The 23,631-nt window shown below is 64.0% G+C and carries 24 protein-coding genes; 16 read left to right on the top strand and 8 right to left on the bottom strand.

The window, feature by feature from the left end; translation table 11 throughout:
• Nucleotides 1-236: 236 nt before the first annotated feature.
• The 3 genes from rplM (at nucleotide 237) to erpA (ending at nucleotide 1,620) form a co-directional block, all read left to right on the top strand.
• On the top strand, nucleotides 237-665 hold the full coding sequence (gene rplM / locus Q390_RS0101770; protein ID WP_027994534.1) for a 50S ribosomal protein L13: 429 nt from the start codon (nucleotides 237-239) through the stop codon (nucleotides 663-665).
• Nucleotides 666-676: 11 nt separating this feature from the next.
• Nucleotides 677-1,069 (top strand): 30S ribosomal protein S9, encoded by a 393-nt coding sequence (rpsI, locus tag Q390_RS0101765; protein ID WP_027994533.1) that lies wholly within the window; start codon nucleotides 677-679, stop codon nucleotides 1,067-1,069.
• Nucleotides 1,070-1,257: 188 nt separating this feature from the next.
• Nucleotides 1,258-1,620 (top strand): iron-sulfur cluster insertion protein ErpA, encoded by a 363-nt coding sequence (gene erpA / locus Q390_RS0101760; protein WP_027994532.1) that lies wholly within the window; start codon nucleotides 1,258-1,260, stop codon nucleotides 1,618-1,620.
• A gap of 13 nt (nucleotides 1,621-1,633) precedes the next feature.
• On the opposite strand, the gene Q390_RS0101755 is transcribed toward erpA, so the two are convergent.
• Together Q390_RS0101755 and Q390_RS0101750 are read right to left on the bottom strand one after the other, a co-directional pair.
• Complete coding sequence (locus tag Q390_RS0101755; RefSeq protein ID WP_027994531.1) at nucleotides 1,634-2,755, bottom strand: anhydro-N-acetylmuramic acid kinase; 1,122 nt, start codon at nucleotides 2,753-2,755, stop codon at nucleotides 1,634-1,636.
• Nucleotides 2,756-2,771: 16 nt separating this feature from the next.
• Nucleotides 2,772-4,133, bottom strand: coding sequence for a M23 family metallopeptidase (locus Q390_RS0101750; RefSeq protein WP_027994530.1), 1,362 nt, complete (start codon nucleotides 4,131-4,133; stop codon nucleotides 2,772-2,774).
• A 191-nt stretch (nucleotides 4,134-4,324) separates the two neighbouring features.
• Between Q390_RS0101750 and tyrS the strand changes: the two genes are divergently transcribed.
• Complete coding sequence (tyrS, locus tag Q390_RS0101745; RefSeq protein WP_027994529.1) at nucleotides 4,325-5,557, top strand: tyrosine--tRNA ligase; 1,233 nt, start codon at nucleotides 4,325-4,327, stop codon at nucleotides 5,555-5,557.
• 94 nt (nucleotides 5,558-5,651) lie between these two features.
• On the opposite strand, the gene Q390_RS0101740 is transcribed toward tyrS, so the two are convergent.
• Nucleotides 5,652-6,053 (bottom strand): BLUF domain-containing protein, encoded by a 402-nt coding sequence (locus tag Q390_RS0101740; RefSeq protein WP_027994528.1) that lies wholly within the window; start codon nucleotides 6,051-6,053, stop codon nucleotides 5,652-5,654.
• 145 nt (nucleotides 6,054-6,198) lie between these two features.
• Here Q390_RS0101740 and Q390_RS0101735 point away from each other — a divergent pair, with 145 nt between their 5' ends.
• The 4 genes from Q390_RS0101735 to trxC all read left to right on the top strand — a co-directional run bounded on the left by Q390_RS0101735 (nucleotide 6,199) and on the right by trxC (nucleotide 9,827).
• Nucleotides 6,199-6,960: a Crp/Fnr family transcriptional regulator gene (locus tag Q390_RS0101735; RefSeq protein ID WP_027994527.1), complete on the top strand. Its 762-nt coding sequence runs from the start codon at nucleotides 6,199-6,201 to the stop codon at nucleotides 6,958-6,960.
• Between the two features lie 100 nt (nucleotides 6,961-7,060).
• Nucleotides 7,061-8,524, top strand: a complete 1,464-nt coding sequence (glmU, locus tag Q390_RS0101730; RefSeq protein ID WP_027994526.1) for a bifunctional UDP-N-acetylglucosamine diphosphorylase/glucosamine-1-phosphate N-acetyltransferase GlmU — start codon at nucleotides 7,061-7,063, stop codon at nucleotides 8,522-8,524.
• A 5-nt stretch (nucleotides 8,525-8,529) separates the two neighbouring features.
• A complete protein-coding gene (locus Q390_RS0101725) occupies nucleotides 8,530-9,333 on the top strand; it encodes a sensor histidine kinase (RefSeq protein WP_084153731.1) in 804 nt (267 codons plus the stop codon).
• Between the two features lie 56 nt (nucleotides 9,334-9,389).
• Entirely contained in the window at nucleotides 9,390-9,827 is a 438-nt protein-coding gene (trxC, locus tag Q390_RS0101720; protein ID WP_027994524.1) for a thioredoxin TrxC, read from the top strand.
• A gap of 10 nt (nucleotides 9,828-9,837) precedes the next feature.
• On the opposite strand, the gene Q390_RS0101715 is transcribed toward trxC, so the two are convergent.
• Nucleotides 9,838-11,100 carry a multifunctional CCA addition/repair protein gene (locus Q390_RS0101715; RefSeq protein ID WP_027994523.1) on the bottom strand — a complete coding sequence of 421 codons (1,263 nt, stop codon included), beginning with the start codon at nucleotides 11,098-11,100 and terminating at the stop codon, nucleotides 9,838-9,840.
• A gap of 43 nt (nucleotides 11,101-11,143) precedes the next feature.
• Here Q390_RS0101715 and queC point away from each other — a divergent pair, with 43 nt between their 5' ends.
• Both queC and Q390_RS0101705 read left to right on the top strand, forming a co-directional pair.
• Nucleotides 11,144-11,854 (top strand): 7-cyano-7-deazaguanine synthase QueC, encoded by a 711-nt coding sequence (gene queC / locus Q390_RS0101710; RefSeq protein ID WP_027994522.1) that lies wholly within the window; start codon nucleotides 11,144-11,146, stop codon nucleotides 11,852-11,854.
• The gene (locus Q390_RS0101705) at nucleotides 11,851-12,312 is read left to right on the top strand and encodes a hypothetical protein (protein WP_027994521.1); all 462 of its coding nucleotides are present in this window, start codon (nucleotides 11,851-11,853) and stop codon (nucleotides 12,310-12,312) included. The genes queC and Q390_RS0101705 overlap by 4 nt, the downstream gene beginning before the upstream one ends.
• Nucleotides 12,313-12,333: 21 nt before the next feature.
• Here Q390_RS0101705 and Q390_RS0101700 read toward each other — a convergent pair whose 3' ends face one another.
• The gene (locus tag Q390_RS0101700) at nucleotides 12,334-13,017 is read right to left on the bottom strand and encodes a glutathione S-transferase family protein (RefSeq protein WP_027994520.1); all 684 of its coding nucleotides are present in this window, start codon (nucleotides 13,015-13,017) and stop codon (nucleotides 12,334-12,336) included.
• A 43-nt stretch (nucleotides 13,018-13,060) separates the two neighbouring features.
• On the bottom strand, nucleotides 13,061-13,633 hold the full coding sequence (locus Q390_RS0101695) for a 5-formyltetrahydrofolate cyclo-ligase (protein ID WP_027994519.1): 573 nt from the start codon (nucleotides 13,631-13,633) through the stop codon (nucleotides 13,061-13,063).
• 14 nt (nucleotides 13,634-13,647) lie between these two features.
• Here Q390_RS0101695 and Q390_RS0101690 point away from each other — a divergent pair, with 14 nt between their 5' ends.
• Nucleotides 13,648-15,654, top strand: a complete 2,007-nt coding sequence (locus Q390_RS0101690; RefSeq protein ID WP_027994518.1) for a lytic transglycosylase domain-containing protein — start codon at nucleotides 13,648-13,650, stop codon at nucleotides 15,652-15,654.
• A gap of 23 nt (nucleotides 15,655-15,677) precedes the next feature.
• On the opposite strand, the gene Q390_RS0101685 is transcribed toward Q390_RS0101690, so the two are convergent.
• Nucleotides 15,678-16,811, bottom strand: a complete 1,134-nt coding sequence (locus Q390_RS0101685; protein WP_245606841.1) for a TFIIB-type zinc ribbon-containing protein — start codon at nucleotides 16,809-16,811, stop codon at nucleotides 15,678-15,680.
• A gap of 127 nt (nucleotides 16,812-16,938) precedes the next feature.
• Entirely contained in the window at nucleotides 16,939-18,051 is a 1,113-nt protein-coding gene (locus Q390_RS0101680; RefSeq protein WP_027994516.1) for an SPFH and helix-turn-helix domain-containing protein, read from the bottom strand.
• 344 nt (nucleotides 18,052-18,395) lie between these two features.
• Here Q390_RS0101680 and glyQ point away from each other — a divergent pair, with 344 nt between their 5' ends.
• The 5 genes from glyQ to Q390_RS17215 are packed head-to-tail and all read left to right on the top strand — an operon-like array spanning nucleotide 18,396 to nucleotide 23,611.
• A complete protein-coding gene (gene glyQ, locus Q390_RS0101675) occupies nucleotides 18,396-19,355 on the top strand; it encodes a glycine--tRNA ligase subunit alpha (protein WP_027994515.1) in 960 nt (319 codons plus the stop codon).
• A gap of 21 nt (nucleotides 19,356-19,376) precedes the next feature.
• Nucleotides 19,377-21,572 (top strand): glycine--tRNA ligase subunit beta, encoded by a 2,196-nt coding sequence (gene glyS, locus Q390_RS0101670; protein WP_027994514.1) that lies wholly within the window; start codon nucleotides 19,377-19,379, stop codon nucleotides 21,570-21,572.
• 10 nt (nucleotides 21,573-21,582) lie between these two features.
• Nucleotides 21,583-22,224, top strand: a complete 642-nt coding sequence (locus Q390_RS0101665; protein WP_027994513.1) for a hypothetical protein — start codon at nucleotides 21,583-21,585, stop codon at nucleotides 22,222-22,224.
• Between the two features lie 7 nt (nucleotides 22,225-22,231).
• Nucleotides 22,232-22,801, top strand: coding sequence for a D-glycero-beta-D-manno-heptose 1,7-bisphosphate 7-phosphatase (gene gmhB, locus Q390_RS0101660; RefSeq protein WP_027994512.1), 570 nt, complete (start codon nucleotides 22,232-22,234; stop codon nucleotides 22,799-22,801).
• A 15-nt stretch (nucleotides 22,802-22,816) separates the two neighbouring features.
• A complete protein-coding gene (locus Q390_RS17215; RefSeq protein WP_051602978.1) occupies nucleotides 22,817-23,611 on the top strand; it encodes a M48 family metallopeptidase in 795 nt (264 codons plus the stop codon).
• The last annotated feature ends 20 nt before the right edge of the window (nucleotides 23,612-23,631 follow it).

Here is a 23,631-nt window from a genome sequence, read left to right as displayed (position 1 = left end):
GATCCGACATCGCTGGCCTGCCGGGCTATTCACCATAGGCACATTGATCAATGTCTTTGTATAATTGCAGGCTTCGCAGCGCTTGCGCGGCTCCGCGGCGAAGTGTGTGTCACCCGAAAGGTTGATGTGCAATTACCACCTAAGAGGTTTCCATTGAAGAGAAACGCCGACCGTGGAAAAGAGCTCCAAGGATGCTAGCCCCTTCTGGCTGGTCGAACCCTCGAAAGAGAAAACTCATGAAAACTTTCAGCGCCAAACCCGCTGAGGTCGTACACGAGTGGTTTGTGATTGACGCCACCGATAAGGTGCTCGGACGGGTAGCCAGCGAAGTTGCCCTCCGTCTGCGCGGCAAACACAAAGCCATTTATACGCCTCACGTTGATACCGGTGACTTCATCGTCATCATCAATGCTGCGCAACTCAAAGTCACCGGCGCCAAGTCGACCGACAAGATTTACTACCGCCACTCGGGTTACCCCGGCGGTATCACGGCCACCAGCTTCCGTGACATGCAATCCAAGCACCCCGGCCGCGCGCTGGAAAAGGCTGTCAAGGGCATGCTGCCCAAGGGCCCGCTGGGATACGCCATGATCAAGAAGCTCAAGGTGTACGGCGGTGCAGAGCATCCCCACACTGCCCAACAGCCTAAAGTGCTGGAACTCTAAGGAGCCTTGAGATGATTGGTGAATGGAACAACGGCACCGGCCGTCGCAAATCGAGCGTCGCCCGCGTGTTTCTGAAAAAAGGCAGTGGCAAGATCACGATCAACGGTAAGGACATCGAGTCTTACTTTGGCCGCGGTACTTCGATCATGATCGCCAAGCAACCGCTGATGTTGACCAACCACGCCGAAACCTTCGACGTGATGATCAACGTGCACGGCGGTGGTGAGTCCGGCCAGGCGGGTGCAGCCCGCCACGGTATCACCCGTGCCCTGATCGATTACGACGCGACGCTCAAGCCCGCACTGAGCCAAGCCGGCTTCGTGACGCGCGATGCCCGCGAAGTGGAGCGTAAAAAGGTCGGCTTGCACTCGGCTCGCCGCGCCAAGCAGTTCTCCAAGCGTTAATCCGCCGGTATTGTTTGCCAAAAGGCCGCTGCAAGCTTGCTTGCTGCGGCCTTTTTTGTGCCTGTGTGTGAACACGGACAAGCGCCGCAAAAGCCCACACTCAAATTGGCGTCAAGAGCGCAGCAGTTCCGCTCTCTGGATGCTTTGCAGTAGCATCCAAGCCAAAACCCTGAATTGGAGAAGCCCCCATGAGCGCAGTTGCCGAAAACATCCCCACCCAAATGCCCGATCCGATCATCTTTACCGAGAGCGCGGCGGCCAAGGTGGCGGATTTGATCGCCGAGGAGGGCAACCCTGAGCTGAAATTGCGCGTGTTCGTGCAAGGCGGCGGTTGCTCCGGCTTTCAGTACGGATTCACTTTCGATGAAATCACCAATGACGATGACACTGTCATGACCAAAAATGGCGTGTCGCTGCTGATCGATGCCATGAGTTTTCAGTACCTCGTCGGTGCCGAGATTGACTACAAGGAAGACCTGCAGGGCGCGCAATTCGTCATCAAGAACCCCGGCGCCACCTCCACCTGCGGTTGTGGCTCCAGCTTTTCCTGACCGTTTTCTTGACTCACGCGGGGTAGATCGCCCCCAACACACGGGCACCTTGGGCGCCCGTGACGCTTTGCAAGTTGCCGGGGGCGCCACACAGCGTTTGCCGTGCCAGCCAGGCAAAGGCCGCCGCCTCGACCTGTTGCGCGGGTAGGCCATAGGCATCAGACGGTTGTACTGCCACTGTGGGCAGCAAGGCTTGCAGGCGGTGCATCAAATGCTGATTGAAGGCGCCACCGCCGCAGACGGCTAGATTTTTACTCTTTTTTCCATAGCTGCTTACGCTGCTGGCACAAGCGCTAGCGGTCAATTCGGTCAATGTGGCCTGTATGTCTTGCGGCGCCGCATTGCCGTGCGTATCGAGTTGCGCGTGCAGCCAGTGCGGATTGAACAAGTCGCGGCCGGTGCTCTTGGGCGGTGGCTGGTGCAAATAAGGTTCGGCCAGGCACTGCGCCAGCAAGGCCGGCAACAGCGTGCCAGTGGCCGCCCAGGCGCCGTCCCGGTCAAATGGTTGGCCGGTGTGGCGCTGGCACCAGTAGTCCATCAGCGCGTTGCCCGGCCCGCAGTCAAAGCCCAGCACTTGGCCCTGAGCATCGTCTTTAGCGCCTAGCACGCTCAGGTTGGAAATACCGCCGATATTCAGCACCAGCATCGTGGCCTGCGGCTGGGCAAAGACATGTTGGTGAAAGGCGGGCACCAGCGGCGCGCCCTGCCCGCCTGCGGCGACGTCGCGGCTGCGAAAATCGGCCACCACGGTGATGCCAGTCAGTTCTGCCAGCAGCGCCGGGTTGTTCAGCTGCAGGGTGTAGCCGGTGCCATCAAAGGCCTGCGGGCGGTGGCGCACCGTCTGGCCGTGGGCACCGATGGCGCGCACGGCGCTGGCGACCACGCCGCTGTCTGCCAGCAGCGCCTGTACGGTGTCGGCATAGGTGCGCACCAGGGCATTGGCAGCGAGCGCGGCGCGGTGCAACTCATCGGCACCAGCGGTATTCAAGGCCAGCAGCTCCGCTCTTAATTCGGTAGCTAGTGGTGCTGACCAGTGCTGCCTTACAAGGCATTTTGAGTCTGAAAAATCAACCAAAACGCCGTCCACACCGTCGAGCGAAGTGCCCGACATCAGGCCGATGTACAGCTCAGACATGCAGGGCGCAGATGGCTCAGTCGGCGCTGGCTTGCTCGATCAGTTCGGCCGAGGTCAGCTGCATGCGCATGCTGGCGGCCAGGCGGTTGAATGCGGGGCGTGCAGCGGCCGACACCGGCTGGGCGGATTCGCTTTGCTGGGCGATGAGCATCGGGTCCTGCTGTTGGCCGTTGATGCGGAATTCAAAGTGCAGGTGTGGGCCGGTGGCCCAGCCGGTGGCGCCGACGGCGCCAAGGGTCTGGCCCTGGTCCACCGCCTGGTTGGTGCGCACGTCGATGCGGCTCAGGTGGGCATACACGGTGACGTGCTGGTTGCGGTGCTTGACGTACACCACGTTGCCATAGCCGTTCTGCACCCCGGCGAACTCGATCACACCGTCGCCGACGGTGCGCACGGCGGTGCCCGAAGGTGCAGCAAAGTCGGTGCCCAGGTGGGCGCGCCACGTTTGCAGAATGGGGTGAAAGCGCATCTTGAAGCCACTGGAAACGCGCGAGAACTCGACCGGGGAGGTCAGGTAGGCGCGGCGCATGTTCTGGCCCGCGAGCGTGTAGTAGGCGCCTTTGCTCGCGCCCGGCTCCTGGAACCACATGGCCTGGTGCGTCTTGCCGTTGTTGTGGAATTCAGCGCTGAGCACGCGGCCGCTGCGCAGCAGTTCGCCGTCGGCTTCCAGGGTTTCGTAGACCACCGAGAAGCGGTCGCCTTGGCGCAGGGCGCGGTGAAAGTCGATATTGCCCGAAAACAGCTCGGCCATCTGTACGGCCACGGCGTCCGGGATGCTGGCCGCGTCGGTGGCGGCAAACAGCGAACTGCGCACCACGCCGCCGGCCAGACGGCTGGAGGTGGTGAGCGGGGCCGAAGTGATGTGCGAGACAAAGCCGTTGCCTGATTTTTCGATCACCAGGCGCTGGAAGGTGCCGTCGTCGTCGTGCGCCCAGCGTGCCGTGATGCGCACCAAACGGTGGTCGTCCGAGGTTTCGGCCGAGAGGATGCGCCCGGTGCGCCCCAGCAGATTGCGCTGGGCGTTGGCATCGCGGCGTAAAAAAGCGGCGGCGGCCGGATCGGCAATGCCCAGGCGCCGGAGCAGCGATTCAGCGGTATCGCTGGCGCGGACGTGGCCAGAGCGGTAGAGCGAAAACCCGGGCCGGTCGATCAACTCGGCCAGGGATTGACCACTGGCCAGCGATTCCACCGGCTGCTCGATCAGGGTCACCGGCAAATCGACCGGATCGGGGCCAAACGAGGCCACGGCAAACGCGCCGCCGCCGCCGGTCAGTAGAACCGTGGCCAGAGCGGCCGTGATGCGTTTGGGATGCTGCTGAATGCTGCGAGACAACCGGCCAAGCAATGCCTGGCTGGCGGTGGTGAAACCGTATTTCAAAGGTAAATCCCCAGGGTGAGCGTGTGTCCGTGGGGCACCGGGCTGGATCAGCACGAGGGCTTCGGAACGCACAAACTGTCAGGATGCAGCCGTTCGAGCGGGTCGAAATAGCGGGACTACGTAGAATCCGCCACTGCAATGTGGCCCGAATTATAGCCAGGGCGACGCCCGAGCACCCCAGGAAAACCCTTATGAATCAAGATTTTGTTACACCGGTTGCGGTGTCCGAAGATGTAAGACAAGCGCTTGAAGTCTCGCTGCGCGGCGTGCAGGAACTGCTGCCGCAAGACGAGTGGGTAAAGAAGCTGACACGCTCTCAAGCCAGCGGCCAGCCGCTGCGCATCAAGCTCGGCCTGGACCCGACTGCGCCCGACATCCACATCGGCCACACCGTGGTGCTGAACAAAATGCGCCAGCTGCAAGACCTGGGCCACCAGGTGATTTTCTTGATTGGCGACTTCACCAGCCTGATTGGCGACCCGTCCGGGCGCAACAACACGCGCCCGCCGTTGACGCCGGAGCAAATCAAGTTCAACGCCGAAACCTATTACCAGCAAGCCAGTTTGGTGCTCGACCCGGCCAAAACTGAGATTCGCTACAACAGCGAGTGGTGCGAGCCGCTGGGTGCCACCGGCATGATCCAGCTGGCCGCCAAATTTACTGTGGCACGGATGATGGAGCGCAACGACTTTCACGACCGTTTCAAGGCCGGCACGCCGATTGCAGTGCATGAGTTTTTGTACCCGTTGATGCAGGGTTACGACTCGGTGGCGCTCAAGGCCGACCTCGAGCTGGGCGGCACGGATCAAAAATTCAATTTGCTGATGGGTCGCCACTTGCAACAGGAATACGGCCAGGAGCCGCAGTGCGTGCTCACCATGCCACTGCTGGTCGGGCTGGACGGCGTCGAGAAGATGTCCAAGTCGAAAAACAACTACATCGGCATCACCGAAGACGCCAACACCATGTTTGCCAAGGTGCTGAGTATTTCGGACACGCTGATGTGGGACTGGTACACGCTGCTGTCGTTTAAAAGCTTGGCCGAGATTGCCGCGTTCAGGGCCGAGATTGCCGCTGGGCGCAATCCCAAGGACGCCAAAGTGGCGCTGGCGAAAGAAATCACCGCACGCTTTCACAGCGCGGCTGCCGCCGACGCGGCCGAGCAGGACTTCATCAACCGCAGCAAGGGCGGCGTGCCCGACGAGATTGCTGAAGTGGCGCTGTCCGGCGCGCCGCTGGGCATCGGCGCGCTGCTCAAGCAGGCCAACTTGGCCCCCTCGACCAGTGAGGCTAATCGCCTGATCGACGGCGGTGGTGTGCGGGTGGACGGCAGCGTGGTCAGCGAGCGCGGTTTGAAGCTGGACGTGGGCAGCTATGTGGTGCAGGTGGGCAAGCGCAAATTTGCCCGCGTGACACTGGCCTGAGAGAAATACAGCGAATTTGGCTGCAACGCTTGTGCAGCAAGCGCCAGCAGCTAGGGTTTTAGCTGGCAGGCGCTGGCGCCAAAGCGCGTGTTATTTACAGCAGCACGCTCGCACGCAGTGCATGGAATGCCTGCAGCGCCGCCTCGCCGTCGAGCAAAGCCAGCGCCGCCAGCGTGTCGGCATCTTCTGCTGGGCTGAAAGCCAGGCTGAAGTCAGAAAAACGCCGCGCCGTCAGCGGGCCGTGGTGCACCACACTGATCTGCACGTGGCGGGCGTCCTGGCTAATCCGCTCCATGGCGGAGAGCACATTTTTTTGCGTGCCCTCCAGCTGCTGGCAAAAGCCGTTGCCGTCAAACACCAGCAGGCCGGTGATGCCGCGCTGCGCATTGGCGGCACGCGCATGGCCGGCAATCTCCGCGACGGCGCTGACCGGAGCGCCGGGCGCCAGCACGCTGACATACAGCACTTCATAGAGGGTGTTCAGGGACGAGGTCATAGGCGTACCACTGTAAGCAACCCTCCATGTCATTGCAATGTCAAAAGACACACCACACACCACACACCACACGCCAAACGGCAACCCATGTGCCACGGGCCACTGTGGGGCGGCCGGTTGGCCGCCCTTCTAGAATCCGCCCACGATGCACCACGTTCCTCCGCTTGCTGTCAGATTTTGCCCACCCCACTGCAGTGATTGCCGGCTGCGCCAGACGGATGCGTTCACGTCCGTGACGCCGCAGCAGCTGGCGTTTATCGAATCTTTTCGCAGCGGTGTACTGGCAGTGTCGGCCGGCGCGGCGGTGATCCGCGAATACGCCCCCAACGGCAAGTTGTTCACCCTGTACGCCGGCTGGGCGTTTCGCTACAAGACGCTCAGCGACGGGCGCCGGCAGATCCTCAACTTCGTGCTGCCAGGCGATCTGGTGGGCTTGCAGCAGGAGTTTGGCGACAGTGCCGCGCACGGCGTCGAGGCCGTGACCGACTGCGCGCTGTGCGTGTTTACCGGCGACCGCCTGTGGGAGCTGTTTCGCACCGAGCCGCGGCTGGGCTATGACATCACCTGGCTGTCGGCGCGTGGCGAGAGCTTTGTGGACGACAACCTGCTGACCACCGGGCAGCGCAATGCCACCGAGCGTGTGGCGATGCTGCTGATGCACCTCTACCGGCGCTTGGAGCGGCTGGGCCTGGCCGAGGGCGGCAGTGTGCCTTTTCCGCTCAACCAGCAGCACATTGCCGATGCGTTGGGGCTGTCACTGGTACACACCAACAAAACGCTGCGCCGGCTGGCCAAACTGGGGTTGCACGACATCGCGCACGGCCGGCTGCGCCTGCCCAATCCCCATGCGCTGGAACGCCTGGCCGAGTACTACGACCAGCCGGCGCGCTGTGTGCCGCTGTTGTAGTTCCGCTGGCGCCGCACGGCCCCGATAATCGCGCCGGTACGCTGGGCGTGCGCCGCCTGCGAGCGCGCCGCCACCAACCGCACCGGACCACGGAGTTTTTATGACACCACTCGACATCCTCATCATGGCCGCCGGCAAAGGCACGCGCATGAAAAGCCGTTTGCCCAAAGTTTTGCAGCGTCTGGCCGGGCGGCCGCTGCTGCAGCATGTACTGGACCAGGCGGCGCATTTGCAGGCGCGCAGCGCCATCGTCATCACTGGCCATGGTGCTATGGAAGTAGAAGCTGCTACCGCAGGTGCAGCAAGCGTTAGTGCTACTTTTAACCCTGAATTTGAATTGGCATTTGTTCGCCAGGAGCCGCAGTTGGGCACCGGCCACGCCGTGCAGCAGGCGCTGCCGCAGTTGCGTACCGATGGCACGGTGGTGGTGCTGTCGGGCGATGTGCCGCTGACCCAGCCGGACACGCTGCGTGCGCTGATTGCTGCCTCGGAAGGCGTGATCGATGACGTATACGACGGCGCGCTGGCGCTACTGACGGTGACGCTGCCCGACCCGACCGGCTATGGCCGCATCGTGCGCAACGCCGCGGGTGCGGTGCAGGCCATCGTCGAGCACAAGGACGCCAGCGAGGCCCAGCGCGCCATCACCGAGGTCTACAGCGGCATCCTGGCCGTACCGGCGCGCCTGCTGGCGCCGTGGCTGGGCCGCTTGACCAATCACAACGCCCAGGGCGAGTATTACCTGACCGACATCGTCGCCCTGGCCGTGGCGGATGGCGTGCCAGTGCTGGCGCACCGCATCAGTGACGCGTTGCAGGTCGCCGGCGTCAACAGCCCGGTGCAACTGGCCGAGCTGGAGCGTGCCTACCAACTGCGCCAGGCGCATGCGCTGATGGAGCAGGGCGTGCGCTTGGCCGATCCGGCGCGTTTTGACCTGCGCGACGACCCACGAACCGGTGTGCGCGGCGCATTGGTTTGCGGGCAGGACGTGGAAATCGACGTCGGCTGCATTTTCACCGGCCGCGTGGAACTGGGCGAGGGCGTGCAGATTGGCGCGCACTGCTGCATTGCCAATGCGGTGATTGCGGCGGGTGCGGTGATTCACCCCTACACCCACATCGATGGCGAGCAAGCCGGCGTGGCGGTGGGCGAGGGTGCGCTGATCGGGCCGTTCGCCCGCCTGCGCCCCGGCGCGCAGCTGGGCCGCGCGGTACACATCGGCAACTTTGTCGAAGTCAAAAATTCCACCCTGGCCGATGGCGCCAAGGCCAACCACCTGGCCTATCTGGGCGACGCCACGGTGGGCGAGCGCGTCAACTACGGCGCCGGCAGCATCACCGCCAACTACGACGGCGCCAACAAGCACCGTACCGTGATCGAGGCCGATGTGCACATTGGCAGCAACTGCGTGCTGGTGGCGCCGATCACCATTGGCGCTGGTGCGACTGTGGGCGGCGGCTCGACCGTCACCAAAGCCGTGCCAGCGGGCGCGCTGGGCGTGGCGCGCGGCAAACAGGTCCATCTGACGAACTGGACGCGCCCTGCCAAGCTGCCCAAGCCATGAGCGGGATGGCGCCTTGGCTTGACACCGCTGCCGAGCCCGCGTTAGCGCCGCTGCCAGCACCAACGCTGTCACAGGCGCTTGCCCTGTTGGCCGAGCGCGAGCGTGAACTGGCCGCGCTGCGTGCGGCGCAGGAAGAATTTTTGCGCGCCGTCTCACACGACTTGCGCGCGCCGCTGCGCCACATCACCTCCTATGGCCCGTTGGTGGCCGAACTGCTGCAGGACGCTGGCCTGCAGGGGGAAGCGCTGGCGGAGGCGCAGGAATTTCTATCCACCATGGACCAGTCGGCGCGGCGCATGGGGCGCATGCTGGATGGTCTGCTGGCGCTGTCGCGCATCGCCCACGCGCCCCTGCTGCGCCAGCCGGTTGCGCTGACCGCGCTGGCGCACGAAGTGCAGGCTACGCTGGCCGCGCAGGTGCAAGGCCGGGTCGTGCAGTGGCATATCGCTCCCGACCTGCCCAGCGTGCAGGGCGACGCCGCGCTGTTGCGCCAGCTGCTGGCCGAGCTGGTTGGTAACGCGCTCAAATTCACGCGCGGGTGCGATCCGGCGCGCATTGCCGTCGTGGGCGAATGCAGCGCCGACGGCAGCGTCACGCTGCGCGTGCAGGACAACGGCGCCGGCTTCAATCCGGCGCAGGCCGCCGGCCTGTTTGGCATGTTCCAGCGCCTGCACCGTGCGACTGAGTTTGAAGGGGTCGGTACCGGCCTAGCGGCAGTGCGCGCCATTGCCCAGCGCCATGGCGGCGACGCCCAGGCCACGGCGGTGCTGGGTGCCGGTTGTACGGTCAGTGTGCGTTTCTCCGCTTGAATTTATGTCCCTTTGGCCCGATGTCGTGACCACCACTTCTCTTGAGAAAGCCCGCCATGACCGAAGCTCTGCACATCGTCTGCCCGCACTGCCACACCACCAACCGGGTGCAGTCGGCCCAGTTGGCCAGCGCGCCCGACTGCGGTAGCTGCCACCAGCCGCTGTTTATGGCAGCGCCGCTCGAACTGGACGCCACCAGCTTTGCCAAGCAGGTGCAGCGCAACCAGATTCCGATGCTGGTGGATTTCTGGGCGCCGTGGTGCGGCCCGTGCCGGCAGATGGCGCCGGCGTTTGTCCAAGCCGCCGGTCAGCTGGAACCGCACATGCGCTTGGCCAAGCTTGATACCGAGGCACACCCGCAAGTCGCGGCGCCCTACCACATCCGCAGCATCCCGACCCTGGTGTTGTTCAAAAACGGTAAAGAAGCGGCGCGTATCTCGGGCGCACTCAGTGCGGCCGACATCGTGCGCTGGGTGCAGTCGGTGCCGGCCTGAGCTTGTGTGGTCAGGCGGCGGGTGTTGGCGTGGCTGCAGAGGCCAACCAAGCCGCCACCGCCTTGACCCGTGCGGCGTGGATCATTTCACCCACTTTTGGCCCGGTAACGCCCGCTGCTGCTGCGCTAGCCGCTATGGTTGCCGTAGCAACCGCTTGCAGCGCCACCAGCGCTTCCCGCAGCCGCTGGCGCTGGGGGTAGGCGGATGCTTGCCGCCCCAAGCGCCCACGTGCATCGCACTCGCAGGCCAGCAAAATTTCAGCAAAACGCTCGGGCTTGCGGATGCCGTCGCAGCGCTCAATCAGCCGCACCAGCGCGGCCGCGTCCAGTTCGGCGCTGCGGTGGATATTGCCGTGCTCTCGCGCCACCACATCGGCAATTTCGCGGCAGTCCAGCGGCACGCGCAGGCGTGCGGCCAGCCCCTTGAGCAACTGGGCGCTGCGCTCCTCGTGGCCCAAGTGGCGCGGCAGCACATGCGCCGGCGTGGTGGCTTTGCCCAAGTCGTGTACCAGACAAGCAAAGCGCACCGTCAGCGGCGCCTTCAGGTGCGCGGCCATGTCCAGCACCATCATCAGGTGGATGCCGGTATCAATTTCGGGGTGGTGGTCCGCACGCTGCGGCACGCCCCACAGGCGGTTCACCTCGGGCAGCACCACCGCCAGCGCACCGCAAGCGCGCAGCACCTCAAACATCCGCGACGGTTGCTCCTCCATCAGCCCGCGCGCCAGTTCTTGCCAGACGCGTTCAGCCACCAAGTGATCGGCCTCGCCGTGCGCCACCATCTCGCGCATCAGCTGCAGCGTCTCAGGCGCCACGGAAAAATCGGTCAAGCGCGCCGCAAAGCGCGCCACACGCAGGATGCGTACCGGGTCTTCGCGGAAAGCGTCGGTGACATGGCGCAGCACGCGCTTTTCCAGATCGCGCTGGCCGTGATAAGGGTCAAAATAGTCTGCAGCGCTTTTAGGACGTGCATTAGTAGCTATCGAATTGATAGTTAGGTCGCGCCGTGCCAAGTCTTCTTCCAGTGTCACCTCGGGCGAGGTCTGCACCACAAAGCCCCGATAGCCGCGCCCGCTCTTCCTCTCAGTGCGCGCCAGCGCATATTCCTCGCGGGTTTTTGGGTGCAAAAACACCGGAAAATCCCGCCCCACCGGCAGATAGCCCTGCGCCACCATTTGCTCTGGCGTCGCGCCCACCACCACCCAATCGCGGTCACTGACCTCCCGCCCTAACAAGCGGTCACGCACCGCGCCGCCGACCATGTAAATTTTCATGCGCCCGAGTGTAGGGGGCGCGCCCAGCCGTTCTAATCACCCCATGCACACCACCGCTCTCGTTCTTTTCTCTGGCGGGCAGGATTCGACCACCTGCCTGGCCCATGCCTTGGAGCGCTATGAGCGCGTTGAAACCTTGGGATTTGACTACGGTCAGCGCCACAGCGTCGAGATGCTGGCGCGCACCGTCGTGTTAGCGCGGCTGCGCGAGCGCTTTCCGCAATGGGAGCCGTTCTTGGGCCAAGACCATGTGCTCAGTCTCGATGTGCTGCGCCAGATCGGTGGCTCGTCGCTGACCGAGGATGTCGCGTTTGCCATGCAGGCCGATGGTCTGCCCAACACCTTTGTGCCGGGGCGCAATCTGCTGTTTTTGACGCTGGCCGGTGCGCTGGCCTATCGGCGCGGCCTGCAGGTGATCGTGACCGGCGTGTGCGAGACCGATTTTTCGGGTTACCCGGACTGCCGCGATGACACCATGAAGGCGATGCAGCTGGCGCTGAATTTAGGGCTGGCGCAGCGCCTGCGCATCGAAACGCCGCTGATGTGGATCGACAAGGCCGCTACCTGGCGCATGGCCGAATCGCTGGGCGGGCAGGCATTGGTGGACTTGATTGTCGAAGACACCCACACCTGCTACCAAGGCGAGCGCGGCCAGCGCCACGAATGGGGTTATGGCTGTGGCACGTGTCCGGCTTGCACGCTGCGTGCGCGTGGCTGGGATGGTTATCGCGCACAAGAGGGAAGCACTTTATGACCTCCTTTTCTTCCTCCCTGTCCATTGCCCAGCCGAATCCGGATGGCAGCCTGCCGGTGCCTGTTGCTGCGGGCGCTAGCGCTGTTCAAGCTACTGCCGCTCAATGGGAAGAGCGTGCAGAACACCTGCAACAGCAGGTCGATAGCCTGCAAGAAATTCTCGCCAAGCCGTTGAATGAAATCCTCGCCGACCGCGAAAAATCTCAAGAAGCTGCGGCCGCTTGGGACTCGTTTGGCGCCATGTGGATGCTGTCCCAGCGCGCCATGCGCTGTGTGGCGCTGGAGTTGGCGACGGCGCAGGGCGTGAGCGAAACCGAAGTGGTGGCGCGTGCCATGCGCTACGCCAACGAGGTGCTCAATGGCGATGGCGAAAATTTGGGCGGCACTATTGCCGAGGCGCAGATGGCGCACATCGCGCGCCACAAGCCGTTCTTGCGCAAGCAGTTCCGCCAGGGCTGAAAAGCAGGGCGCGCTGTCCTCTCAGCGCTGTAGCCGGTACGGCTCCTCAAAAGCGCGAAAGTCCTGCTCGGCCAGTGCGCCGGCAATCCAGTCCTGCATCGCCGGCAGGGCGCGCACGCGGTCGATGTAGGCGCCAATGTGTGCCGGCACGGGCAGGGCATAGGTCACCAGGCGCATGCATACCGGGGCAAAAAACGCATCGGCAATGCTGAAGTCGCCCAGCAGCATCGGGCCACCGTGCTGCGCTAGCAGCGCGCTCCACATCTCGACCAAGCGGGCGACGTCGGCGCGCACGGCGGGCTGGTCGCGCCAGAGCAGGGCGCCGGTGTCCGGCAGCTGTGCTTCGATGTTTTGCGGGCAGGCGCTGCGCAGCGCGGTAAAGCCGCTGTGCATTTCGGCCACCACGCTGCGCGCCTGGGCGCGGGCGTGCGCGTCCTGCGGCCACAGCTGCTTGTCCGGATATTGTTCGGCCAGGGTTTCGGCAATCGCCAACGTGTCCCACACCACCCGGTCGCCATCGACCAGCACCGGCACTTTGCCGGTCGGGCTGATGCCCTGCAGTGTCCGCTTGAACTGCGAGTCGGCAGCAAAGCTGTCAAAGCGCACCACCACCTCATCAAAGGCAATCCCAGTCTGGCGCATCAGCAGCCAGGGGCGCAGCGACCAGGACGAGTAATTTTTACTGCCGATATACAGCTTGAGCATGGCGGGCCTGCCTTTCAGGGATGGATTGCGCGGAGCCGCCCGGTCACACCGGCCAGACCACACCGTTGTCGTTCAGGATGGCGTCCAGCGGCAGATCGTGCGGCTCGGGCGTGAAATCGTCCAGGTAGCCGTGGGTATAGCCCAGACCGACGGTGAAGGGGTTCGGCTGCAGCGTGGCCAGGGTGCGGTCGTAAAAGCCGCCGCCGTAGCCCAGCCGGTAGCCGCCGGCGGCGTAGCCAACGCAGGGCACAAACAGCAGCGTCGGCACGATCAGTTCGGTGTCTTTGGGTTTGGGGATGCCGTAGGCGTCTTCTTCCATCGGGCAGCCGGGGTACCAGGCGTGGAAGGTCAGCGTCTTGTGCTGTTTATTGACTACTGGCAGGCCAATGCGGCGCAGCTGTGGTTCGTCCAGCAGCTCGCCGTCTTCCTTCCAGCGGTGCAGTGCCGGCAGTGGATCAAACTCGCCTTTGATCGGCCAATAGGCGCCAATCACGGTGTCCGTGCGGTGTACCAGCCAGATACGCAAAATTTGCTGCAACAGGTCGGCGCGTGCCAGGCGATCGGGTAAGTCCAGGCGCTGTTGCACCAGTGTTTTCCGCAGGGCTGCTTTGTCCATCACATAATTCCCCCATGCAATTGCTCAAGATTTTGACACCACTGGCGGCGTGTGCCGTGCTCGCCACCGCCGCTTTTCCCTTGTCCGCCCAGGTTGCTGCGCAGCCTACAGCACCAGCCCAGGGCGATGCCACCCTGGTCGAGATGCAACAGGCGTTTCGCAAGTTGGATCGCAAAAAGCTCAGCTTGCTGCTGCCCGGCGCGCGCGGCCATGCACTGGAACCGTGGGCTGCGTACTGGGAGCTGCGCCTGCGTTTGGGCGAAGCCAGCGACGCCGAAGTATCCGCCTTCTTGCAGCGCTATGCCGGCAGTTACCAGGAAGACCGCCTGCGCAATGACTGGCTGCTGTTGCTTGGCCAGCGGCGCGACTGGGGCCGCTTTGCCGCGCAGCACCCGTATTACCGTATGTCGGATGACCGTGAGGTGCGCTGCTACGCCCTGACCATCGAGAACATGGGCGCCGCCATGCCGGCGGCTGCGGTGGCGCAGGTGCGCGACAACTGGTATGCCCAGCGCGAGGGCGACGATGGCTGCACCTACGCGGCGGGCGAGCTGTTTACTGCGCGCCAGCTGCCAGCGCTGGATGTCTGGCGCAAGGCGCGCCTGGCGGTGGAGGCCAACCGTGTGCGCGCAGCGCGCAACGCCATCACCATCGTGGCGCCCGACATGCTGCCGCAGCTGATTGAGTTGAGCAGCAACCCGCTGAAATTTCTGCACAGCCGCGCCACGGCGCCAACGCGCCAGCGCCAGGAGCTGATGGTGTTGGGGCTGATCCGCCTGGCCAGCAGCGACCCCGACGGCGCGGCCAGTCTGCTGGAGAACAAATGGGGCGGCCAGCTGACGCCCGAAGAACGCAACTGGACCTGGGGCGTGATCGGCAAGCAGGCGGCGTTTCGCCTCTCGCCCACGGCCATGGACTACTTCAAGAAAGTGGCCAAGGACGCGGACCTGAACGACGACCTGCTGGGCTGGAAAGTGCGCGCCGCCCTGCGCGCCGGCGAGTGGAAAACGGTGAGCAAAACCATCAATGCCATGAGCGCCGAAGCACGCCAGGACAGCACCTGGGCGTACTGGAGGGCACATGCCCTGTTGCAGGATCGGCCGGGCGACGAGCAGCGCGCCGAGGCGCAGCTGCTGCTGCAGGGCATTGCCAGCCAGCGCGGCTTTTATGAGCAGCTGGCGCTGGAAGATCTGGGCCAACGCATCACGGTGCCACCGGCGCCCGCGCCGCTCACCACCCAGGAAAAGGCCTTGGTGCGTGCCAACCCGGCGCTGAACCGCGCCTTGTACGCCATTGCCATCGGCCTGCGCAGTGAGGGCGTGCGTGAGTGGAACTACGCCACCAACCTGCACAACCCAGGTGGCATGAGCGAGCGTGAATTGCTGGCTGCCGCCGACTTGGCTTGCCAGCGCGAGGTCTGGGATCGCTGCATCAACACCAGCGAGCGCACCAAAACCGTGTTTGATTACACGCAGCGCTTTCCGATGCCCTACCAAAGCACGGTGGTGGCGCGCAGCCAGACCATTGGCCTGGACCCGGCTTACGTTTACGGCCTGATCCGCCAGGAAAGCCGCTTCATCATGGATGCGCGCTCGGGCGTGGGTGCCTCGGGCCTGATGCAGGTGATGCCGGCGACGGCGCGCTGGACGGCCAAAAAAATCGGCCTGACCAGCTTCACGCCGGCGCAGTTGAACGACCGCGACACCAACATCACCATCGGCACGGCATACCTCAAGCTGGCGCTGGACGACTTTGCCGGTTCCATGCCGATGGCCGCCGCAGCCTACAACGCCGGCCCCGGGCGCCCGCGCAACTGGCGCAACGGCCCGGTGCTGGACGCTGCCATCTGGGCCGAGAACGTGCCGTTTGCTGAAACGCGCGACTACGTCAAGAAGGTGCTGTCCAACACCACCAACTACGCCGCCATCTTGACCGGCCAGCCGCAGTCTTTGAGAAGCCGCCTCGGCCAGATCGGCCCGCGCGATGCCACGACGCCCGATCCAAGCCGCGATTTGCCGTGATTGGTGGTGCTGGTGTGAGGCACTCAGCGCCCTGAGCCCGCCAGCACCAGCGCTATCACGCTGATCACCAGCAGCGCGGTGAAGAAAATCTTGACCCAGCTGTACGGCTGCTCACCGGCGATGGTGCCGGTGTAGCCATTGGCCACTACCTGATAGGTTGTGCGCCCGTAGGTGTAACCGACCAGCCACACCGGCACCAGGATGTGCTTGAAGGTGCGGCCTTGGTACTGGCACTGCACGCGCAGGTTGCGCTGGGTGTCGCCAGGCACTTGGGCCGAGCACAGCTGCTGCACCTGCGCGTCCATGTCTTTTTCGTTGCGCTGGGCGGCGCGGCCCAGGTCGATCTGATAGCGCTCCACCGTCCAGCCGCGCACAAATTCGGGCGTGTACGGCTGTAGGTCGGTGGTGGTCGGGAACGGCTCGATTTGGCGCAGCAGCTTTTCATGCACGCCGACGGTGCCGGGCACTAATTCATCGTCAAAGAAATGTTTTAAATCACCCGACGCCCTCTCCCAGCGCACCTGACGCACTTGGCGGGTTTGCGTATTGCCGTTGCTGTCGCGGTACTGCTCGGTGACGTAGTAGTAATAACCGGCATCGGCCTGCCAGCTGGCATCGACATGGGCGTCAAACGTCCAATAGGGCAGGTAGGCGCCGCGCAGCGTGTCGGTCAGCGCGGCGTTTTTGAGCTTGTTGGGCGCAAACCAGCGCGAGCCATACCACTGGCGGATACGCTCGCGCACCTGGCCGTCGCTGATCTTGAACGGCAGGATGCTTTGTGGCGTGATGGCGTCGTTGCGCTCCTCGTGCGCCACGATGGCCGGCGAGCCGCAAAAGTCGCAGCGCTGCGCCACCCGGCCATCGACAAACACCGAAATCGCCTGGCAGTTTTGGCACTGGACCTCGCGCCGCTCTTGGCCCCAGCCGCGCCCGGCGCTGGGGTTGCGCAGAGCCGCTTGCAGGTCTTGCTCTGCCACTTCGCTGCCCAACTGCTCGCGTTGCTCGTCCGACCACGGCACCAGCGTGCCGCAGTACGGGCATTGCAGCGACTGGCGTGTTGCGCTCCATTCCAGGTTGGCGCCGCACTCCGGGCAGGGGTGCTTTTTGACCATCGCCGGCTGGGCGGGTGGCGGGATGGTGGTGGTGGAGGGTGGCATGTGAGGCGATGACTTGAGCCCGTAGGTCGGGTTAGCCCAAAGGGCGTAACCCGACAGGTGCTCTGGGGTGCTGAGAATGTCGGGTTACGCTGCGCTAACCCGACCTACGAGGTAGCGTAGCTGCGTTTTATCCGCGCAAAAACTCGTCCAGCGCGCTTTGCGCAATGCGCCACTGGCTGCCAATTTGGCGAGCCTTCAGGTTGCCAGCGGTGATCTCGGTCATGACGTCTGCTTCCGATACGCCCAGCGCCTGCGCGGCTTGGGCCGGCGTCAGCACTTGCGGGGCCGCGCTGGCAGGTGCAGCGGCTGGCGCCGGTGCGCTGGCGGCTGGGGGCGCGAATGGGTCGTGCGGCGCCGAACTACCTGCCGCTTGGCCTTGGCCACCGGACTGCATGCTGCGCATCATCTCTTGCGCCATGCCAAAGCCCATAGCCATGGTGGCCGGCAGGGTGGCGGCAGTGCTGGCGTCACCGCCAGCGGTCATGGCCTGGCCCATCTGGTATTTGACGTAATCGTTCAGGTTGCCAATCACGCCCATGCTAGAGCGCTTGTCGATGGCCTGCTCGACCTCGGGTGGCACCGAGACGTTTTCCAGCAGGAAGGTGGTGATCTCCAGGCCGTACTTCTCGCGCATGGCCGGGTTGATCAGCTGCAGCAGCGCCTCACCCATTTCCGAGTAGCGCGTGGCCACGTCCAGCGCCGGGACCTGGGCGCGCGCCAAGGCTTCGGTAAACACGCTGACGATGCGCGAGCGCATGGTGTCGGCAAACTCGTCGAGGCGGAAATTTTGGTCGGTGCCAGCGACTTCTTTCAAGAACTTGGGCGCTTCGACAATGCGGAAATCGTAGGAGCCAAAGGCGCGCAGGCGCACCACGCCAAAGTCCTTGTCGCGCATCATCACCGGGTTGGAGGTGCCCCATTTGTTGCCGGTGAACAGGCGTGTATTGAGGTAATACACGTCGCATTTGAAGGGCGACTGGAAGCCGTATTTCCAGCCGCGCAGGGTGGACAGGAGGGGGATATTTTCGGTGGTCAGGCTGTACTTGCCGGGCTGGAACAGGTCAGCAAACTGGCCGGCAGAGACAAACTGCACCTGCTGCGACTCGCGCACGATGAGTTGTGCGCCGTTTTTGATTTCCTTGTCCTCGTCGGGCCAGCGGTACGACAGCGTATCGCGCGAGTCGTCCGTCCACTCGATGACTTCAATTAGTTGCTTAGTAATGAAATTCATCAGACTCATGCGGTGCTCCGTGGGGTGTGGCTGGGGTGGTGGGCATTTTAGGGATGCGCGGTGCTGCAGGCTTTATTCGTAGGTCGGGTTAGCCCAAAGGGCGTAACCCGACAGAGTGCTCTAGCTATATTAAAAAGTGAGCTACTACCGCACGTATTTAAAGGGTTTTAGATGATTTAGTGATTAAAAGTGTTTAGATGCGTGCGGTGCTAGCTATTAATTTTGATTTGTGGGCGCTGCCCTTGTCCCCAGAATCTCTCGCCGCAGGTGCCCCTTAAAATCTCTTTTTGCGCGCGCTGCGCGCTCCTTTACTGTCCGCCCAGGATTGGCCTGGCGCGTGTCCTGAAAAAGCCATGCTCACATTCCAACAAATCATCCTGAAACTGCAGACCTACTGGGACGCCCAGGGCTGCGCACTTTTGCAGCCTTACGACATGGAAGTCGGCGCCGGCACCTCGCACACCGCGACCTTTTTGCGCGCCATCGGCCCCGAGCCGTGGAAGGCCGCCTACGTCCAGCCCAGCCGCCGTCCCAAGGATGGCCGCTACGGCGAAAACCCCAACCGTTTGCAGCATTACTACCAATACCAAGTGGTGCTGAAACCCGCGCCGGCCAACATCTTGGAGCTGTATTTAGGCAGCCTCGAAGCGCTTGGCTTCGATTTGAAAAAGAACGACATCCGCTTCGTCGAAGACGACTGGGAAAACCCAACGCTGGGCGCGTGGGGCTTGGGCTGGGAGGTTTGGCTGAACGGCATGGAAGTGACACAGTTCACCTATTTCCAGCAGGTCGGCGGCATCGACTGCAAACCGGCGACCGGCGAAATCACCTACGGCCTAGAGCGCTTGGCGATGTACCTGCAAGGCGTGGACAACGTCTACAACCTGGTGTGGACGGAAGGCGCCGATGGCACGAAGCTGACTTACGGCGACGTCTACAAGCAAAACGAGGTCGAGCAATCGACCTACAACTTTGAGCACGCCGATGCCGATTTCTTGTTCACCGCCTTTGCCGCGCACGAAAAGCAAGCGCAGCACCTGATTGCCGAACAACTGGCGTTGCCGGCCTACGAGCAAGTTTTGAAGGCTGCGCACAGCTTCAACCTGCTGGACGCACGCGGTGCGATTTCTGTCACCGAGCGCGCTGCCTACATTGGCCGCATCCGCAACATGGCGCGCGCCGTGGCCAAAAGCTACCTCGACAGCCGCGCACGCTTGGGCTTTCCGATGGCGCCACGCGCCTGGGCCGACGAAGTGCTGGCCGAGCTGGCCAAAGCGCAGTCCGCACAGACCGCCCAGAAAAAAGCCGCCTGAAGCGCAGTAAGAGACACACACATGACCACCCAAAATCTTCTCGTTGAACTGTTTGTTGAAGAACTGCCGCCCAAGGTGTTGCAAAAACTCGGTGAGGCCTTTGCCAACGTGCTGGCCGAGCAACTCCAGGTCCAAGGCTTGGCGACCGCCGCCTCGGTGGTGACGGCCTACGCCACGCCGCGCCGTTTGGCTGCGCACATCACCGCTGTCGCTGCGCGCGCCGCCGACCGCACGGTGCAGCAAAAGCTGATGCCCGTCGCCGTCGGCCTGGACGCCAGCGGCAACGCCAGTCCGGCGCTGCTGAAAAAGCTGGCCGCCCTCGGTGCCGATGTGTCCGACGCTGTCGCGCTGGTCGCGGCGCTGCAACGCGCCCCGGACGGCAAGGCCGAAGCGCTGTTCTACAACAGCGTCCAGCCCGGCGCCAGCCTGCAAGACGGCCTGCAAAAGGCCCTGCTTGAAGCACTGGCCAAGCTGCCGATTCCCAAGGTGATGAACTACCAGCTGCAAAGCAACTGCGAGCAGCCCGGCTGGAGCAGCGTGCACTTTGTGCGCCCGGCACACGGCTTGGTGGCGCTGCACGGCGCTACCGTGGTGCCAGTCAAGGCGCTGGGATTGAGCGCCAGCAACCAAACCCAAGGCCACCGCTTTGAAGCCACGGTGTCGCCGGTGGTGCTGCGCGATGCCGACAGCTACGCCGGTCAGTTGGCCAATGAAGGCGCAGTGATTGCCTCGTTCACCGAGCGCCGCGCTGACATCGTGCGCCAGCTGACCGCCGCCGCCGCCCAGATCGGCAACGGCGTGCGCCCGATTGACGACGCCGCGCTGCTGGACGAAGTGACGGCGCTGGTGGAACGGCCGAATGTGCTGACCTGCGCGTTTGAAAAAGAGTTCTTGGGCGTGCCGCCCGAGTGCCTGATTTTGACGATGAAGGCCAATCAAAAATACTTCCCGCTGCTGGACGCCGACGGCCAGTTGACGCACCAGTTCTTGGTGGTCAGCAACATCACGCCGGATGACGCGAGCCTGGTGATTGGCGGCAACGAGCGCGTGGTGCGCCCGCGCCTGGCCGATGCCAAATTCTTTTTCGACCAAGACCGCAAAAAGACGCTGCACAGCCGCGTTGAACAACTCGATAAAGTCGTTTATCACAACAAATTGGGCACCCAGGGCGAGCGCGTGAAGCGTGTACGCGCCATCGCCCACGCCATTGCGGTGCCTTTGTTCGAGGCGCTGGCCGAGCGCCACCAAGTGGACGGCACGCAGGACGCCGAGATTGTGCAGGACTACCTGCTGACCTGTGTGGACAACGCCGCGCTGCTGGCCAAGACCGATTTGCTCACCGATATGGTGGGCGAGTTCCCGGAGCTGCAAGGCGTGATGGGCGGTTATTACGCCGTCAACGACGGTCTGCCCGACGATGTCGCCTTTGCCATTGAAGACCACTACAAGCCGCGTTTTGCCGGGGACACCCTGCCGCGCCAAAATGTCGGCATGGTGGTGGCGCTGGCCGACAAGCTGGAAACCCTGGTCGGCATGTTCGGCATTGGCAACCTGCCCACCGGCGACCGCGACCCGTTTGCGCTGCGCCGCCACGCGCTGGGCGTGATTCGCATGTTGGTGGAAAAAGACCTGCCACTGGACGTCACGGCCCTGCTGGCCAGCGCCGCGCCCGCGTTTGGCGACAAGATTGAAGACGCGCCCGCTGCGTTAGCGGCACTGGCCGATTTCATCTACGACCGCCTCGCCGGCAGCCTGCGCGAGCAGGGCTACAGCGCGCAAGAGGTCGATGCCGTGCTGGCACTGCGTCCACAACGGCTGTCGCTGGTGCAAAAGCAATTGGCGGCGGTGCGCGCCTTTGCCGCTTTGCCCGAGGCGCCGGCCTTGGCCGCCGCCAACAAGCGCGTTGGCAATATCCTGAAAAAAGCCGGTGCGGTCGATGCCCACGTCAACCCCGACCTGCTGCAAGAGCAGGCCGAGCAAGATCTGTTTGCTGCGCTGCAGCGCTTTGTGCCCGAAGCCAATGCACAGTTTGCAGCCGGCGACTACACCGCCAGCCTGCAAACCCTGGCGGTGCTGCGCGCGCCAGTCGATGCGTTTTTTGACGATGTGATGGTCAACGCCGAGCAGCTCGATTTGCGCCTGAACCGCCAGGGCCTGCTGACGGTGCTGCACAACGCCATGAACCGCGTGGCCGATTTGTCGCGCTTGGCGGCTTAAAACGTCTGTGGTGCAAGAAACTGCTACTTCTCCCGCGCCCAGCGCGCAGCGCACGGCGTGGCTGCTGTTTGCGCCGCCGGCGGCGCTGGTAGGGCTGCGCTGGCTGCTGCAATGGCAAAGCGACCGCCGCTTGCAAACGCCGCTGTTGCCGCTCACGCCGTTCGCGCCGCCGCGCGATGCCCTGACGGTGCTGGCACCGCTGCTGTGGGGCGTAGTGGCGCTGTGCATCGCCCTTCTGGCCACGCGCTGGGCGGGCCGGCGCTGGGGCTGGCGCCCGGTGCAGCGCGCTGGCTTGGCGCTGTGGCTGGTGCTGTGCGTGGCTGGCGCCGGTGCACTGGGGTGGCATCACTTGAATCTGCAAGGCGCGCAATCGCTCCCGCCCGTGGCGGCCGAGGTGCTGGGCAGCCACTTCACACCGCCCAGCGCGCGCACCGCCGGGGGCACGCAACTCATCGTCCAGGTGACGGGCCTGGACGGGCCGCAGCAAGTGTTGATCGATGACCCGCAAGCAGCGCAGTGGCGCCCCGGCCAGGTCTTGCTGTTGCAGTGGGTGCGCGGGCGCAGCAGCGGGCTGTTTGTCACCGGCTGGCAGCTGCTGCCGACTGCATTACCGGCACCGGCTTTTATCCAAGTCGGCGCTTTACCCCAATAATCGCGCCATGAAACTCGTCATCCTCGACCGCGACGGCACCATCAATTCCCTGGCCGATGAAGAGGCCTTCATCTCTAGCGTGGAGGAGTGGGTGCCGGTGCCGGGCGCCCTGCAAGCCATTGCCAGCCTGAACCATGCCGGCTGGCGCGTGGTGCTGGCCACCAACCAGTCTGGTCTGGGGCGCGGTCTGTTTGATGTCACCACGCTCAACGCCATCCATGCATTGATGCACAAGCAGTTGGCGGCTCTGGGCGGACGCCTTGACGCCATTTTTTATTGCCCGCACACCGCCGCCGATGCCTGCAACTGCCGCAAGCCAGCCCCTGGTTTGATGGAGCAGATTTGTGAGCGCTACCGCGTTGACCCGCGCACCGTGCCAGTGATCGGCAGCTGCGCCGCGCACCTGCAGGCGGGCGCGGCCATCGGCGCGCAGCTGCACTTGGTCGATAGCGGCCAAGGCGCCGCTATCGACCCGGCGCTGTCGCTGCCGGCTGGCACGCACCGGCACGCCGATCTGGCCGCTGCCGTCGCCTACCTGCTGGCGTCTGCGGCGGCCTTGCCCGCTGGCGCGGGGTGATGGGGAACTGCGCTCTTGTCCCCGCTGCTGTTGCACGAGTGCCTAGCACCGGTTGAATTTCGCCACCCGCAAGCCAACCGCGAGCTGCTGCTGCCAGGCGCCGTGGTGGCTTATGTGCTGGTACGTGCGCGCCGGCGCAGCATGGGTTTCTTGGTGAGTGCCGACGGGCTGGCGGTGCGCGCCCCCTGGGGCGCCACGTTGGCATCGGTGGAGGCCGCGCTGCGGCTCAAAGCCGACTGGATCGTGCGCAAGCTGGCCCAGGCCCGGGTGCGGCAGCAGCGCCAGGCGCAGGCCCGCATCGACTGGCGCGATGGCGCCGTGCTGCCCTACCTGGGCGCACCGCTGCACATGCGCCTGGATGCCCGTCAGCCGCTGACCGGGACGTTGCAGGACGCTGACGAGGGCAGAGGGGAGCCCGCCACGCTGCGCATCGGCCTGCCGGCCCACGCCAGTGCCGCGCAGCTGCGCGACACCGTGCAAGCCTGGCTGATGCGCCAGGCGCAGGCGCACTTCACCGCCCGGCTGAACCACTTTGCGCCGCTGCTGGACGTGCAGTGGCGCAGCCTGCGCCTGTCCAGCGCCCAAACGCGCTGGGGCAGCGCCAAATCCGATGGGTCGATTCGCCTGAACTGGCGCCTGCTGCACTACCGCCCGGCCATCATTGATTACGTCGTGGCACACGAGTTGTCGCACCTGCGCGAGATGAACCACAGTGCGGACTTCTGGCGCACCGTCGCCACCGTGGTGCCCGACCACGCCATGCTGCGGCGCAGTCTGCGTGACGAACCAGCGCCGTGCTGGGACGATTAAAAATACTCATTTAATAGCTT

Origin of the sequence: Simplicispira psychrophila DSM 11588, from assembly GCF_000688255.1 — a bacterium.
In the GTDB taxonomy this organism is placed as follows: Bacteria; Pseudomonadota; Gammaproteobacteria; order Burkholderiales; family Burkholderiaceae_C; genus Simplicispira; species Simplicispira psychrophila.
This window is presented reverse-complemented; position numbering and strand designations above follow the sequence as displayed.